At 72.0% G+C, this 13,926-nt stretch carries 15 protein-coding genes; 9 read left to right on the top strand and 6 right to left on the bottom strand.

Annotated features, from left to right (window positions below; translation table 11 throughout):
- Window positions 1-120: 120 nt before the first annotated feature.
- On the bottom strand, window positions 121-402 hold the full coding sequence (locus tag BKA00_RS40810; protein ID WP_420829681.1) for a TetR-like C-terminal domain-containing protein: 282 nt from the start codon (window positions 400-402) through the stop codon (window positions 121-123).
- Window positions 403-421: 19 nt separating this feature from the next.
- A complete protein-coding gene (locus BKA00_RS12190) occupies window positions 422-1,717 on the bottom strand; it encodes an MFS transporter (protein ID WP_185025010.1) in 1,296 nt (431 codons plus the stop codon).
- A 45-nt stretch (window positions 1,718-1,762) separates the two neighbouring features.
- On the opposite strand from BKA00_RS12190, the gene BKA00_RS38245 reads away from it, so the two are divergent.
- Entirely contained in the window at window positions 1,763-1,987 is a 225-nt protein-coding gene (locus BKA00_RS38245; RefSeq protein ID WP_221494452.1) for a hypothetical protein, read from the top strand.
- Here the strand turns inward: BKA00_RS38245 and BKA00_RS12180 are convergent.
- A complete protein-coding gene (locus BKA00_RS12180) occupies window positions 1,984-2,349 on the bottom strand; it encodes an ArsR/SmtB family transcription factor (protein WP_185025009.1) in 366 nt (121 codons plus the stop codon). The two genes, BKA00_RS38245 and BKA00_RS12180, sit on opposite strands and share 4 nt — an antisense overlap.
- Before the next feature lie 132 nt (window positions 2,350-2,481).
- On the opposite strand from BKA00_RS12180, the gene BKA00_RS12175 reads away from it, so the two are divergent.
- Together BKA00_RS12175 and BKA00_RS12170 are read left to right on the top strand one after the other, a co-directional pair.
- The gene (locus tag BKA00_RS12175) at window positions 2,482-4,155 is read left to right on the top strand and encodes an FAD-dependent oxidoreductase (protein WP_230299005.1); all 1,674 of its coding nucleotides are present in this window, start codon (window positions 2,482-2,484) and stop codon (window positions 4,153-4,155) included.
- An 18-nt stretch (window positions 4,156-4,173) separates the two neighbouring features.
- On the top strand, window positions 4,174-5,514 hold the full coding sequence (locus BKA00_RS12170; protein ID WP_185025007.1) for an MFS transporter: 1,341 nt from the start codon (window positions 4,174-4,176) through the stop codon (window positions 5,512-5,514).
- Window positions 5,515-5,516: 2 nt separating this feature from the next.
- Here BKA00_RS12170 and BKA00_RS12165 read toward each other — a convergent pair whose 3' ends face one another.
- The gene (locus tag BKA00_RS12165) at window positions 5,517-6,005 is read right to left on the bottom strand and encodes a MarR family winged helix-turn-helix transcriptional regulator (protein WP_185025006.1); all 489 of its coding nucleotides are present in this window, start codon (window positions 6,003-6,005) and stop codon (window positions 5,517-5,519) included.
- 30 nt (window positions 6,006-6,035) lie between these two features.
- On the opposite strand from BKA00_RS12165, the gene BKA00_RS12160 reads away from it, so the two are divergent.
- The 3 genes from BKA00_RS12160 to BKA00_RS12150 all read left to right on the top strand — a co-directional run bounded on the left by BKA00_RS12160 (window position 6,036) and on the right by BKA00_RS12150 (window position 8,185).
- On the top strand, window positions 6,036-7,136 hold the full coding sequence (locus BKA00_RS12160; RefSeq protein WP_221493118.1) for a bifunctional NAD(P)H-dependent oxidoreductase/GNAT family N-acetyltransferase: 1,101 nt from the start codon (window positions 6,036-6,038) through the stop codon (window positions 7,134-7,136).
- A 122-nt stretch (window positions 7,137-7,258) separates the two neighbouring features.
- Window positions 7,259-7,537: a hypothetical protein gene (locus tag BKA00_RS12155; RefSeq protein ID WP_221493117.1), complete on the top strand. Its 279-nt coding sequence runs from the start codon at window positions 7,259-7,261 to the stop codon at window positions 7,535-7,537.
- Window positions 7,538-7,654: 117 nt separating this feature from the next.
- Window positions 7,655-8,185 (top strand): hypothetical protein, encoded by a 531-nt coding sequence (locus BKA00_RS12150; protein ID WP_185025005.1) that lies wholly within the window; start codon window positions 7,655-7,657, stop codon window positions 8,183-8,185.
- A 158-nt stretch (window positions 8,186-8,343) separates the two neighbouring features.
- Here the strand turns inward: BKA00_RS12150 and BKA00_RS12145 are convergent, their stop codons facing one another.
- Window positions 8,344-9,237 (bottom strand): NmrA/HSCARG family protein, encoded by an 894-nt coding sequence (locus BKA00_RS12145; RefSeq protein ID WP_338072197.1) that lies wholly within the window; start codon window positions 9,235-9,237, stop codon window positions 8,344-8,346.
- A 144-nt stretch (window positions 9,238-9,381) separates the two neighbouring features.
- Between BKA00_RS12145 and BKA00_RS12140 the strand changes: the two genes are divergently transcribed.
- On the top strand, window positions 9,382-9,963 hold the full coding sequence (locus BKA00_RS12140; RefSeq protein WP_230299006.1) for a TetR/AcrR family transcriptional regulator: 582 nt from the start codon (window positions 9,382-9,384) through the stop codon (window positions 9,961-9,963).
- A gap of 97 nt (window positions 9,964-10,060) precedes the next feature.
- On the top strand, window positions 10,061-12,235 hold the full coding sequence (locus tag BKA00_RS12135; protein WP_185025003.1) for an Imm49 family immunity protein: 2,175 nt from the start codon (window positions 10,061-10,063) through the stop codon (window positions 12,233-12,235).
- A gap of 64 nt (window positions 12,236-12,299) precedes the next feature.
- Here BKA00_RS12135 and BKA00_RS12130 read toward each other — a convergent pair whose 3' ends face one another.
- The gene (locus tag BKA00_RS12130) at window positions 12,300-13,142 is read right to left on the bottom strand and encodes an EamA family transporter (protein WP_221493116.1); all 843 of its coding nucleotides are present in this window, start codon (window positions 13,140-13,142) and stop codon (window positions 12,300-12,302) included.
- 111 nt (window positions 13,143-13,253) lie between these two features.
- On the opposite strand from BKA00_RS12130, the gene BKA00_RS12125 reads away from it, so the two are divergent.
- A complete protein-coding gene (locus BKA00_RS12125) occupies window positions 13,254-13,850 on the top strand; it encodes a helix-turn-helix domain-containing protein (RefSeq protein ID WP_185025002.1) in 597 nt (198 codons plus the stop codon).
- Window positions 13,851-13,926: the final 76 nt, after the last annotated feature.

The raw sequence follows: 13,926 nt of genomic DNA, 5'->3' as shown, positions 1-13,926 counted from the left end.
ATGTGTGGTCCGTGCTCTTCGACCTGGCAGCGGAGGCGTCAAGGCATATGGACACTAGTCACGTGTGGCCCTGACCGCTTGCTGCTGCAAGCGTCCACGCTCCCGGTCGCACCGGACCGCTCAGCGACCTGGTCCCGCCGTGCCGCCTGCTCGACCTGTCGGGGGAGAGGCGCGTCGAACCGCTGCGCAGGCGGCGTCAGCAAGGCTGTTCGCTGTCGCGGTCGTCAGGTGGCCGGTGACGAGCCAGTGGTAGATGAGGGGGCCGAAGAGCAGGTCGCGGACCGTGTCAGGGGCGAGCGCGGGGTTGAGGCGGCCCTCGGCCAATCCGCGTTCGATCAAGGCGCGGATGGTGGCGTTCCTGGGGTTCGGGTAGTGGTGCGTAGCGCTTCGGCGATGCGACACCTGCTCAGATCCAGGTCGGTCAGGTGGTTGTCGTGCCGTCGGGCTCGGCCGCTGATACGGCCCACCACAGGGCGGCCAGCGCTATCGCCTGCACGCTCACCACGACCGGCACCAACGCGGCGTGCGCGTGCCCGTAGAGGGCGCCGAGTCCTGCTCCGCCGATGAGCCAGGCGGTTCCGTAGACCGCGGCGAAGGCTCCGTATGCGGTCGGGCGGCGTGCGGCCGGGACGAGGTCGGCTACCGCCGCCCGCATCGTCGATTCCTGTACCCCCATCGCCGCGCCCCACAGCGCCGCGCCGGCCAGCACCGGACCCAGGGAGCCGGCGAACGCCAGGGCGGTGCCGGTGCCGGCCAGCACCGGCAGCGCCACCAGGACGCGCAAGCCCCATCTGTCGAACAACCGGCCCGTGGCCAGCGCCGCGACCGCGTCGACCGCCATCGCGCCGGCGTACACCAAGGGCACCGCCTGCGGACGCATCAGGCCCGCCTCCACCAGATGGAATCCGATCAGCCCGAAAGTGGCGAACCCCGCCATCGTCACGGCGGAGAACACCGCGTAGCGCCAGAAGACCCGGCCCAGTCCCGCGAGCGGTTTGAACCTACGGACGGCCGCGGAGCCCGTCGCCGGAATCTCGGCGGGGATCCGCGCGGCGGTGTCCTCGTAGACCCGCGGGTCGGGGACGCGGCGGGCCAGCCAGACGAGAACGATCAGGACCGCGGCGCCGGGGAGCGCCAGGATCCCGAAGCCGAGGCCGTACCCGTGCCATGCGACGGCGGCCGCGACCAGTAGCGGTCCCGCGAACGCGCCTGTCTGGTCCAGCGCTTCGTGCACCGCGAACGCCGTCCCGCGTCCCACCGGGCTGCCGGCATGGGAGAGCAACGTGTCCTTGGCCGGGCTGCGCGTCGCCTTGCCCACCCGTTCGGCCACCACGAGCGCGCACGCCCCTGCCAGCCCGACCGGCAGCGCCAGAGCGGGCACCGCCACGACCGTCAGGCCGTACCCGGCGATCGTCCAGCCCCAGTACCGGCCCGACCGCTCCGCCGCCGGACCGCTCACCAGCCGTAGAACCAGGCCCGCCGCCTCACCGGCGCCCGTCACCACCCCCACCAGGACGGCGCCCGCGCCGAGCGACCCCAGAAACGGACCGGTGATCGACCGGGCCCCCTCGTAGACGGCGTCCGCCAGGAGACTGACCACGCCGAAGACCATGATGAACCGCCACGGCGACAACGCCGCAGCCGATCCGGAGGTCGCCCGCTCGGCCCCCGCCCCCGGAGTATCACCGGTGGGTTCGGAAGCGTTAGCGCTGGCCATGGGCTCTCCTACCAGGCATACACAAAGGACACCAGGTAGGGACTGTTGGCGGAACCCCACAGCGTCGCCGGGGTCGCCGAGTGGAGCGACGGCACCCGCGAACACGTCGACGTGGTGCTGCTGGCCACCGGGTACCGGCCGTCTTTCGCCTCGGCCACTCTGCGCGGGGTCGCCGCCGATGCCCGGCACGTCCTCACTCGGCTGCGCGAGCAGATGGGCACCGCCGACCGTGCATGGGCCCCTGCCGGCGCCGGACAGGGCTTGGGTTAGGCCGGTGCCAGGGCCGGCAGGGCGAACAGGCCCGACAGGCGGGTCAGCCTGTCCGGCACCACCCGGTAGTACACCCACGTGCCGCGTCGTTCACTCTCGATGAGCCCGGCCTGGCGCAGCACCTTCAGGTGGTGGGAAATGGTCGGTGCGGTGAGGTCGAACGGGCCGGTCAGGTCGCACACGCACGCCTCGCCGCCCTCGGCCGAGGCGATCAGGTTCAGCAGGCGCAACCGCACCGGGTCGGACAGGGCCTTGAACACCTTGGCCAGTTCGGCCGCCTCCGCCTCGCTCAACGCCGGGCCGCTCAACGGTGCACAGCAGACGGGGGCGGTCACGTCCTCAAGCGCCAGCAACTTGGACATGCCTCTAATTTGACATCCATCTATCTAGCGATGCAAGCCGGCGCCTGCTTAGATGAATGTCTAAACAGGGTGAGGACGCTGCTGGGCGCGATCACCGGCGCCGACCTCCATACCGACGGACAAGGAGTCATCGTGAACGACGAGACCGGACGACCCGAGCCCGCCGCGTCCCCGGACGCACGTGTCGGTGAGAGCGGCTGCTGTGGTGTCAGCGCCTGCTGCACCGACGCAGAGCAGGCCCTGGACCCGGGCGTGACCGTCCAGCGGGCCAAGGTCGACGCCGGCTGCGGCTGCGTCCAGGAGGGGAGTCCGGACGGCCTCCCGGTCGTGGTGATCGGCGCAGGACCGGTCGGTCTGGCCGCCGCCGCCCACCTGGCCGAACGCGACCAGGACTTCGTCGTCCTGGAGGCCGGGGGAGAGGTGGGCGCGGCGGTTTCGGAGTGGGGGCACGTCCGGCTGTTCTCGCCATGGCGGTACGACACCGACGCGGCCGCCCGGCGGCTGCTGGAGCCGACCGGGTGGCGGCTGCCCGACCCCGAGGCGCTGCCGACCGGCGCCGAACTCGTCCGCGACTACCTGGCCCCGCTCGCGGCCGTGCCCGCGCTGGCCGACCGGATCCGCACCGGCACCCGCGTGGTGGCCGTGACCCGGCAGGGAGTGGACGTGACCCGCACGGTCGGCCGTGAGGAGCGTCCGCTGCTGGTCCGCGCCATAGGCCCTGACGGCGCCGTGGACGACATCGCCGCCCGCGCGGTCATCGACGCGTCCGGCACCTGGGGCCGCGGCAACCCGCTCGGCCACTCGGGCCTGCCCGCCCCCGGCGAGGACCGGGCAGCCGCCCACATCACGGGCCCGCTCCCGGACGTCCTGGGCCGTGACCGCGCCCGCTTCACCGGCCGCCACACCCTGGTCGTCGGGATGGGGCACTCGGCCGCCAACACCCTGCTCGCCCTGGCCGAACTCGCCAAGAACGAGCAGGGCACCCGGATCACCTGGGCGGTGCGCGGCGCATCGGCGGCCCGGCTCTACGGCGGCGGCGACGCCGACGGCCTCCCGGCACGCGGCGCGCTCGGCACCCGCCTGAAGGCGGCCGTGGACAACGGGGAGATCGACCTGGTCCGCGGCTTCACCATCACCGGCCTGGCGGTGCGGGACGACCGGGCCTCTGCCGGATCGGTACAGGTCACAGGCCAGACGCCGGACGGCCCTCGCGTCCTGCCGGCCGACATCGTGGTCGCCGCCACCGGATTCCGGCCCGACCTGGACATGCTGCGCGAAGTGCGGGCCGAACTCGACCCCGCCACCGAAGCGCCGGCCAAACTCGCCCCGATGATCGACCCCAACTTCCACAGCTGCGGCACCGTCCCGCCGCACGGCGAACGCGACCTCGCCCACCCCGAGCCCGGCTTCTACCTGGCCGGGATGAAGAGCTACGGCCGCGCACCCACGTTCCTGATGGCCACCGGGTACGAGCAGGTCCGCTCCATCGTCGCCGCGCTCGCCGGCGACCGCGAAGCCGCCGACACCGTCCAGCTCGACCTACCCGAAACCGGTGTCTGCTCCAGCAGCCTGGTCACCGAGAACCTGCTGCCGGGCGCCACCGGCCAGGACGACGGCTGCGGAACCTCGTGCGCCACCGAGGCAACGCCCGCCCCTGCCACCCAGGCCGAACCCGTCGGCGGCTCGTGCTGCGGACCCACGGCCCCCGAGCCGGTCAGCATCGGCATCGGCGCACCTGCCGGCCTGGGGTTCGCGACCGGACGCGTGCACGGCCACTCCGGCGAGGCCGGGCACGACGACGCCTGACGGGGTATCGAACATCCGATGAGCCGTGGCACTCCCGCGCCGGTGCCGGCGGCGGACACCTCCGCCGCCGGCACCGCGGTGTCCCGCGTCCCGCTGCTCGCCCTCTGCGTCACCGAGATCACCAGCTGGGGCGTGCTCTACTACGCCTTCCCCGTCCTCTCCCAGGCCGTCACCCGCGACACCGGCTGGCCCACCGCGGCCATCACCGCCGCGTTCTCCGGTTCGCTGGTCATGGCCGCGCTGGCCGGCATCCCGGTCGGCCGCGCGCTGGACCGGCACGGCCCCCGCGTCCCGATGACCGGCGGCTCGGTGCTGGCGGTGCTCGCCGTCCTCGCCGTGGCCGCCGCACCGACCCTGTGGACGTTCGCCGCCGCCTGGCTGCTGGCCGGCATCGCGATGTCCGCCGTGCTGTACCAGCCCGCCTTCGCCGCGCTCACCCGCTACCACGCGCCGCACCACCTCGGTGCTCTCACCACCCTCACGCTGGTCGCGGGCCTGGCCAGCACCGTCTTCGCCCCGCTCACCGCCATCCTGTCGGCCCACCTTTCATGGCGCGGCGCCTACCTCGTGCTGGCCGCGGTGCTGGCCGTCGTGACCGTCCCGCTGCACCTGCTCGCCCTGCGCGGTCCCTGGCCCGCGCCGCCCGAAGCCGCGCCGGAAAGGCCCCGCCGTGCCCGGGCCGGCGTGTCGGCCACCGTGCGCAGCAGGCCGTTCCTCCTGCTGACCGCCGCGCTCACCCTGTCGGCGCTTGCGATGTACGCGGTGGTGATCAACCTCATTCCGCTCCTCACCTCCCGCGGTGCCACCAGCGCCACCGCCGCCCTGGCACTCGGGCTCGGCGGAGTCGGCCAGGTCACCGGCCGCCTCGGCTACCGGACGCTGGTCCGCCGCACCAGCGTCCGCGCCCGCACCGTCTTGATCCTCGCGCTGTCGGCCGCCACCACCGGGGCCCTCGCCGCCATTCCCGGCCCCGTGGCGCTGCTCATCGCCGTCGCCTTCCTGGCGGGGACGACCCGCGGGATCGCCACTCTCCTCCAGGCGACCGCCGTCTCCGACCGCTGGGGCACCGCGTCCTACGGCGCCCTGTCCGGAATCCTCGCCGCTCCCATCACCACCGCCACCGCCGTGTCGCCCTTCGCCGGAGCAGCCCTGGCCGCCGGACTCGGCGGGTACCCCCGCATGTTCCTGGTACTGACCATCGCCGCGGTTCTGGCCGCAGCACTCGCCGCCGGTACCGCACCGGCCCGCACCCCCGCAGGCCACAGAACGCCCGCACTGCCGACAAGCCGCACTGCCGCTCCGCGCCTGGCCCCGCGCAGTGCACCGCGTCCAGGCCACGATCACCGAGATGCGCTTTGAAGTCAGGGCTGGGGTGGTCGGTGCGCCCTGTCTTGGGCCTCCACCTTCCCGGCGATGTGTTCCAGGGCGGTGAGGTCTTCCGGGGCGAGACGGTCGATGAAGTGGTGGCGCACCGATTCCAGGTGTGCGGGGGCGGCGTCGATCAGGGTGTCCAGGCCGTGATCGGTGAGGACGAGGAGGCAGCCCCGTCCGTCGGCCGGGTCGGGTGCGCGCCGGATGAGGCCGCGCGCCTCCATCCGGGTGGCGTGCCGGGAGAGCCGGCTGCGGGACCAGCCCATCTTCGCGGCCTGCTCATGCAGGGTGCCGGCGTGGTCCGGCCGTTCCGACAGCGTGCTGAGCACCTCGTAGTCGGGCTCGGAGAGGCCGGCCCGGGAGAGGTCGCGCGCGGTGCCGGTCTGGACGGCGATCACCATGCGGCGGAAGGCCCGCCACGCCCGTTCCTCGTCCGGGTTCAGCCAGCGCACGGGTCCGTCCGACGATCTCTTTGACATGTAAACAACCTATCCTCTAAGTTCATTTACATGTCAACGAAACAGGTGCGCGTCCTCGTGCTCGTGTGCAGCACCCGTCCCGGCGCCCTCGGCCCTGCGGTGGGGGCATGGCTGACCGAGACGATCACCCCTCGCGCCGCCGAGCTGGGCGCCGAACTGGTGCCGCTGGCCCTCGCCGACCTCGGCCTCCCGTTCCTCGACGAGGAGGAGCATCCGTCGTCGGGCGTGTACCGCAACGAGCACACGCGAAAGTGGAGCGCGATCGTGGACGCGGCGGACGGCTTCATCGTCGTGACGCCGGAGTACAACTACGGGATGCCGGCGTCCCTGAAGAACGCGCTGGACTACCTCTCCCGCGAGTGGGCGTGGAAGCCGGTCGGTTTCGTCAGCTACGGCAACACCTCGGCGGGCACGAGGGCCGTGCAGCACGCCAAGCAGGTGGTGACCACGCTGCGCCTGGTGCCGCTGGGATCCACGGTCGCGCTCCGCATCGCCGACGCCGTGCGCGACGGGGAGGTGCGGCCCGCCGCCGCTGCCGATGAGGCCGCGATCGATGTCCTGGACGAACTGGTCCGGGTCGCGCACGCGCTCCAGCCGATGCGAGAGCGGAATGAGCCCGCCGTACTGGCAGGGCCGGTACCGGGTTCCTACCTGCGGCGATTGACGCCCGAGGATGCCCCCGAGGTGACCGTCCTGCAGCGGTGCTGCTGGGTGGACGAGGCTCTCGCCAACGACCCTCTGACCGTCCCCGCGCTGCACGAGTCCGTGGAGCAGGTACGTGACTGGCTCGCGGCCTGGCACGCGATCGGGCTATGGCGGGACGGACGGCTCCTCGGCATGGTGCGGACCCGCCGTGACGACGCCGAATGGCACGTGGGACGGCTCGGTGTCGTCCCGGACCTGCGGGGGCGCGGCCTGGGACGCTGGCTGCTCCATGAAGCGGAGGCCGCCGCCGACCCGGCCTGCCATCGCATCGTGCTGTCCACGGGAGCGGGCAGCCGGAAGAACATCGCGCTCTACCGGAGTGAGGGATACCAGCCGGCCCCCCTCCCCAGCGAGGACGGCACCATCCTCCTTACCAAGAAGGTCCTCAGCGCTGGTCGGGTGGCCGGCCGAGCGGCACCCGCGTGATCCAGAATCGTCGGGCGTTCGACACGGCCGAGAGAGCTACTCGGCGGGTCTGACCGCGGCGCGGCGGGTTCCGCGCATGAGGGGCAACGCCAGATCGGCGCCGCCGCGACCTGCTGGCGAACATGATCGCCGAACGCGCTCCGCACATCCGGTCAGCCGTGTCGCGGCGGGGCTGCACGCCGTTCTGGAACTGCCGGAGAACACCGAGGAAGCGGCCCTGCGCGCGTCGCGGCTGGCAAGGGCCGGCCTTCGACGGACTGCGCCCCTACCGCCACCCCGACAGCGCCGTACCGCCGCGTGACGGCCTGGTCGGCTACGGAAAGCCGCCGGACCACGCCTTCGCCGCGGCCCTGGACGCGCTGTGCCGGGCCTTGCCGGATCCGCCGCAAAACGATCGTTGACAAAAGCGCGACGGGCCGGGCTCCGACCGCCTCCAGAGGCGCGGCCCTCACCTGCGGAAGCGACGGTGTGACCAGGAAGTGACCGGGCCGATAGCGCCCTGCGGGAACGTGGCCGCCATGAAACCCGAACAGGTTGCACGAAACCGCCGGTACACCGTTCCGGTGGCCTTGGCCGGCGCCGTGCTGGTCTTGACGGCTGTCCCGGCAGGCACCGCGACCGCCGCAGGGAAGCCCGGCCGGACGTCGTCCACCCGGTCGCCGTCTCCGGCCGACTGCGCCAAGTGGTGGAAGGAGAGCCCTGGCGTCGAGGCTCGAAGCGGTGGGAGACGACTGCGGTGCGGCCCTTTGGAGGTCACCGCCAACGGCCGGAGGGTATCGCCTCGGGAGTCACTCACCAGCGGTGCCGCCGCCTCGGCCGGCGCGCAGGATCCATGTATCAGGACGGTCCGCGTGTATCGAGACGACGAGGGTTTCTGGCACGGGGTCGGCTACAACTGCTCCCTGTACGGTGGAAACCGCTCTCTTAGATATGCCGACGGCATGAACTACAGCCAGTGCGCCTTTGTGGAAGGAAAATCATTCCACGATTGGATCATCCCTGACTGGGCGGCCCGGGGGCCGATCACGATGGTCTCCTACTGCATCTAGCCGCCGTCACGCCACGGTCCAAGCCGGCACTTGCTGTGACCATCGACCGGCTCTCGGGGCCGCAAGCTCCGGCCGACCGCTCACGTCTCGGACGACACCGCCGACCCAATGCCTTGCCGCGTCTCGTCCAGACCGCCGAAGCACGGGGCAGTGAGCGCTCATGCGTCCTGGCGGCTCGTGGAACTCAGGAACGCGGAGATCTGGGTCGCGCCAGTGCGCTTCAACCAGGCGTCGAAGTCCATGGCCGTGGGGTGGATGCTTCGGGTGGCGGCCATTTCGGCGCGGTAGCCGAACTCGTTGAGCCATTGGTTGGCGTAGGCGAAGTCCTCGCTGACCTCCCGGATCGTCTCCAGCGGGATCTGTACGTAAGGGAGCGAGATGCCCAGCGCCTTTCCGATGGCCTCGGCGACCTGGACCGGCTTGAGTTCCTCGGCCGCCAGGGACACCGCCCGGCCGATCCACTCCTGCGGTTCGGCGAAGGCCGACGCGGCGATGGCGCCGACGTCGTCGACGGCGATGAGCTGCTGGACGGTGTCCGGTGCGACTCCGGTGGACAGGGTTCCGTCCCGGAGCGCATAGCCGCCGGTGAAGTTCTCCATGAACGAGACCGGCCGCAGGATCGTCGCGGGGAGGCCGAGTTCAGCGATGCGCTGCTCGATTCGCCACTTGCTGACCAGGTTCACCGGCACTTTCTCGCTGAGATGACGGTCCGCGCCGGCCACCGAGGTGAACACCAGGTGCCCGACGCCGGCGGCCTGCGCGGCTTCGGCGACGTTCACGCCCCAGCGCACCTCGTCCTCGGTGGTGAAGTCCGGCGCGGTGCCCGGCGAGCCGACCGTGGGCTGCACGCTGAACAGCCCCCACGTGCCCTCGGCCGCGGCGGTCAGAGAGCCGACGTTCTCCAGCCGCGCCCGAACGACCTGCGCGCCGGCCCGTGCCAGCGCCCGGGCGGGGGCCGCGTCCGGATCGCGAGTGAGCGCCCGCACCTGCCAGCCGTCGCGAAGCAAGTGACGTGCCACGGCCCCGCCCTGCAGACCGGTCGCTCCTACCACCGCGACGATCCTGTTCTTCGGTGTCACTGCTTCTCCTCATATGGAACCTGGGAAGGTGCGTTCACCTAAGTGGGGTGGCCTCCCGGTTAGCGACCGCTACGATATGGGGGGACACCCCGTTTAGCAAGCAGTCAGGAGCCGCTCGTGCCGCAAGGTGCCGACAAGCCAGCCGGGCAGCGGATGCGCGCCGACGCCCGCCGCAACGTCGTCCGGATCCTGGCGGCCGCGGAGGCTCTCATCGCCGAGGACGGCGCCGATGCGTCCCTGGAGGAGATCGCCCGCCGGGCCGGAGTCGGCTCGGCGACCCTGCACCGGCACTTCCCCACCCGGCGGGCACTCCTGGAGGCGGTCTTCAAGGACCGGGTGGCGGCGCTCTGCGCCCAGGCCGACGACCTGGCCACCGCAGCCGATCCGGGAGAGGCGCTGTTCACCTGGCTGCGTGCCGTCGGCGTCCACGCCGCGGCCAACCGCGGCCTCAGCGCGTCACTGACGCGTGACGGCGGTGATCCGGCACTCGGCGGCGGCTGCCATGACATGATCTTGAGCGCGGGCGAGCGGCTGCTCGCCCGCGCTCGCGCGGCCGATGCCGTACGCCCGGAGATCACCGCGCTCCTACTGCTGAAACTCGTCGGCGCCATCTCCCTGGCCAGCGAGCGCGACGCCGACGGCCCCTCCGAGGCGGACCACCTGCTGGCGATCGCCTTCGACGGGGTCCGCCCCCGCTGAAGGCGGCCTCCTCGCGCGCGTCGTGCGAGTTCGGTCCACCAACGAAACACCACCGGCTGACGAAGTGGCGCAGTCGGGAGAGCAAGGGACCCCGCCCGTGTACCAAGTTCCGTGTCACCAGGTCGAAAGCTCGCTCATCGACCAGGCGCTCACCGACATCGAAGGCCGGATTTTCACGCGTTGGCACAGGATGTGCTGGGGGCCCGACTACGATCCCGAAGCGTTCGCCGAGACCTGCGACGAGCTCCTGGACCATGTCGCGGCTTGCGCCCGGTTCGATCCGGCGCTGTCAGAACCTCCGGCACGCGCCGCCCTGCGGACCGCGGCGGAGTGCGCGGCGGCGGTACTGGACCGCAGGCTCTGGCCCAACGGCGACTTCGAGGTCGACTTCCCCGTCCTCACCGCTCGGTATGGCGCCACGAAGCTCACCAGCCCCGAAACGTCCTACTCCATGCAGGCCCCCCAGACGCCGCCGGTCGCCGAATGGGTCCGGTCGTTCGCGCTGTGCCTGGTCAGCAGCACCTTCGAGGAGCCGTGGCGCCGGAACCTCGTCCTCAAGTTCGACGTCGCGCCCGAGATCCACGTCTCGCCCACCGAACCGGCAGCAGGGCTGGCCGAGATGGACGCGCTGGCCGACTACCTTGTCGACGGCGACGAACCCCCTCTGGTCGTCAAACCCGACAGGCAGGCCCGCGTACGCGCCGCGCTCCGGCTGGACGCGGCCGCGCCTCTGACCCCCGACCAGCACCTGTTGCGGGTGCTGCTCGACGACGACCAGCCGGCTTTCGAACAGGCCCTGGCCGACCGCCTCGACCGGTACCGCGAGGACATCGGCGACGATCCCGCCCCCCGGACGCTGCTGCCCCTCGCCGCCATCGCACTGGCGAACCTGGCCGTCCTCGCCCACGGATGGCGCCTCGACGTCCGCTCGGGCTACCTGCCCGAAGGGCTGCTCCCCGAGCCCCCCGCTGACAAGACGCCCGCCGTAGAGCCGGTGCCCGTCCCGGCCCGGCACGGCCTGCCCGACACCGGCGACCGGTTCCGCGATCTCTACGAACACCTCACCGGTGCCCAGCAGCGGACGCTGCGGATGATGCCTCTCAATCCCGGGCCCCAGATCTCCACCTCCGCCCTCGCCGCCCTGACCGGCGTGCCCGCCGCCGTAGCCCTGGCCACGGCGGAGGCACTGGCCCAGATGTCACTGGTGGAGGTGGGGGAGCCGTACGGGTGGTGGCGTCTGCGCGACCCGGTCCGCACGTTCGTCACCGCGCTCGACCCCGCTGAGGACGGAGGGCACGACGACGCGCTCGCACGGCTGCTGGAGCACTACCGGCTCGCGGCCGTCGACGCCGGCCATCAGCTCCGCCCCACCACCCGGGACCGCAAGCGGATGTTCACCGGACGAGGCGACGCGCTGATCTGGCTGGACATCGAGACGCCCAACCTGATCGCCGCGGCGGAAACCGCCGCCGACACCGGCCATCCCCGCATCACTCGTCACATCGCTCTCGCCTTGTTCGAGTACCTGAACCTGCGACGCCGAACTGCCGACACACTCCAACTGTCGACCCTGGCCTTGCGGACCGCCCGCCAGACCGGAGATAAGTTCGCCCAGGCCGACGCGCTCAACTGGCTCGGCGTCGCGTACCGGCATCTCCAGCGGTTCGAGGAGGCCGTCACCGCACTCACGGACGCCGTCGCCATCTCCCGCCAGAACGACGACCGGTCCGGTGAAGGACGGGCGCTGAACAACCTCGGCAGCGCCCTGCTCGTCCAGCAGCGGTACGAAGAGGCCATCACCGCCTACACCGACGCCGGCGCCATCTACCGCCAGGCCGGAGACCGCTACCGTGAGGGGCTGGCCTTGAACAATCTCGGCAGCGCCCTGCGCGACGTGCGGCGGTTCGAGGAAGCGATCAACGCGCTTACCGAAGCCGCCCAGATCTTCCGCCAGGTCGGCGACCGGCGCCGTGAAGCCCTGGCCGTCAACAACCTCGGGAGCGCCTTCAAGAGCACCGGGCGGTTGGACGAGGCGATCACCGCCCACGCCGACGCCACAGAGATCTTCCGCCAGACGGGCGACCGGCACGGCGAAGCCACGGCGTGGCACGGGCTTGGCCTGGCCCGGCGTTCGGCGGGCCGGCCGGACGAAGCAGCGGCGGCGATCGAGAAGGCAGCCGCCGCCTACCTGGAGGCCGGTGACCAGCACTGGCACCAGCGGGCACTGAGTTTGCTGGACCAGATCAAGGCCCACCATCACGACGGCAGGTGACACGCAAAGGCATGGGACGCCTGCCCGACCCTGGTGGCCCTGGCAGGCGGGCCGGCCAAGCGGCTCAGGTCAGGGCGAGGAGGCTGACGGCGGCAGCGGCGGCGCCCAGGCCGATGAGCTGGCCGCGGTGGACGCGTTCGGCGAGCACGCCGCGGGCCAGCAGGACCGTGCCGGCCGGGTAGAGGGCGGTGATCACGGCGACGACCGACAGGTCCCCGCTGCGCGCGGCGAGGAGGAACAGAAGGTTGGCCACCGAGTCCAGCACGCCGGCAGCGGCCGACATCGCGTACGCGGGCCGCTCGGGGCCCAGCTTGCGGCGCATCAGCCCCGCGGCACCCAGGATGATGCCCGAGGAGACGGCGCGGCCGACGATCAGCGGCGCCACTCCGCTGTCGGACGGGCCCTGGTGCAGGAAGACCAACTGGAGGGCGATCGCGGCGCCCGCGCCGAACGCCAGAAGCAGCGCGGTCCGCGAAGGCCGCGCCGAGCCTTCGCCGTGGCCGGCGCTGACCAGTACCACCGCCACCAGCGCGAGCGGCAGCCCCACCAGCCCGGCGACGCCCAAGTGCTCGCCCTGCGTCAGCCCCACTCCTACGGGCAGCGCGGCCGACACCAGCGCCGTCACCGGCGACAGCACGTTCATCGGGCCGATGGCCAGGGTGCGGTAGAGAAGGGCGAACGCGGCGGCCGAGGCGATCCCCGATGCGGCACCCCAGCCGAGGGCCGCAGGACTGAACGAGGCGCCCAGCACCGGCCACAGGAGGAGCTCGACCAGCAGGCTGGCCGGTGCCGCGATCATCACGGTCCGCAGCACGTGGGCCTTGCGGGCGCCCAGGCCGCCGAGGAAGTCGGCGCTCCCATAGGCCAGCGAGCTGCCCAGGGCCAGCAGCAGAGCGAACACGAGCATGCCTCCGTCCAGTAGAACGACCGGATCGTGCGATGGAATGACCGCCAGGGGGTTCAACCAAACGACCGCGCGGTACATTCCAATGGTCGGACTCGTCAGGATGGTGATCTGTTGGCCGAGACGGAAGCGGCTCTCCGGGCCGTCGCCCACAACGTCCGCGCGGCCCGCACCCGCGCGGGTCTCTCTCTGGAGGAGCTCAGCCGGCGCGCCCAGGTCAGCAAAGGAGCGCTGGTGGGCCTGGAGAGGGCCCAGGGCAACCCCAATCTGGCCACGCTGGTCCGGCTCGCCGACACCCTCGGCGTCTCGGTGTCGGCACTGACGCAGGCACAGGCCGAAGGCCGCGTCCGCGTCGTCGCCGCCGACGCGGTGGCGCCGCTATGGACGGGGGAGCGGGGCGGCCGGGCGCGGCTCCTGCTGACCACCCCGGGCCTGGCCCCCGTCGAGGTCTGGCGCTGGGAACTCGCACCCGGCGAGGTCTACCCGAGCCACCCCCACCAGGCCGGAGTCGTGGAGACCGTGAACGTGACATCCGGCCGGATGATCCTGGACGTCGACGGCACCGAGTACCCCGTCGAAGCTGGCGAGACCGCCATGTTCGACGCCGACGTCCCCCACACCTACCGCGGCTCGGGCACCGCTGTCTGCCATCTGATCATGACGGTCCACCTGCCGCCCGGCCCCGGTTCCGCCGACCCGCCACCGCCGTGACCGCCTGTTCGGCGGAAGGCTGATTCCCGGTCTTCCCGGTCACGCTCGTAAATCCTCGCGAGCAGGAGGAGGTCGG

The organism is Actinomadura coerulea (genome assembly GCF_014208105.1).
Lineage (GTDB): Bacteria > Actinomycetota > Actinomycetes > Streptosporangiales > Streptosporangiaceae > Spirillospora > Spirillospora coerulea.
This window is presented reverse-complemented; position numbering and strand designations above follow the sequence as displayed.

What these genes read in the sequence shown, in the direction of transcription:
- BKA00_RS12190 (WP_185025010.1), bottom strand. Translation starts at nt 1,717, where the DNA reads ATGGCCAGCGCTAACGCTTCCGAACCCACCGGTGATACTCCGGGGGCG.
- BKA00_RS12160 (WP_221493118.1), top strand. Translation starts at nt 6,036, where the DNA reads ATGTCAACGAAACAGGTGCGCGTCCTCGTGCTCGTGTGCAGCACCCGT.
- BKA00_RS12180 (WP_185025009.1), bottom strand. Translation starts at nt 2,349, where the DNA reads ATGTCCAAGTTGCTGGCGCTTGAGGACGTGACCGCCCCCGTCTGCTGT.
- BKA00_RS12165 (WP_185025006.1), bottom strand. Translation starts at nt 6,005, where the DNA reads ATGTCAAAGAGATCGTCGGACGGACCCGTGCGCTGGCTGAACCCGGAC.
- BKA00_RS12130 (WP_221493116.1), bottom strand. Translation starts at nt 13,142, where the DNA reads ATGCTCGTGTTCGCTCTGCTGCTGGCCCTGGGCAGCTCGCTGGCCTAT.
- BKA00_RS12150 (WP_185025005.1), top strand. Translation starts at nt 7,655, where the DNA reads ATGAAACCCGAACAGGTTGCACGAAACCGCCGGTACACCGTTCCGGTG.
- BKA00_RS12155 (WP_221493117.1), top strand. Translation starts at nt 7,259, where the DNA reads ATGATCGCCGAACGCGCTCCGCACATCCGGTCAGCCGTGTCGCGGCGG.
- BKA00_RS12170 (WP_185025007.1), top strand. Translation starts at nt 4,174, where the DNA reads ATGAGCCGTGGCACTCCCGCGCCGGTGCCGGCGGCGGACACCTCCGCC.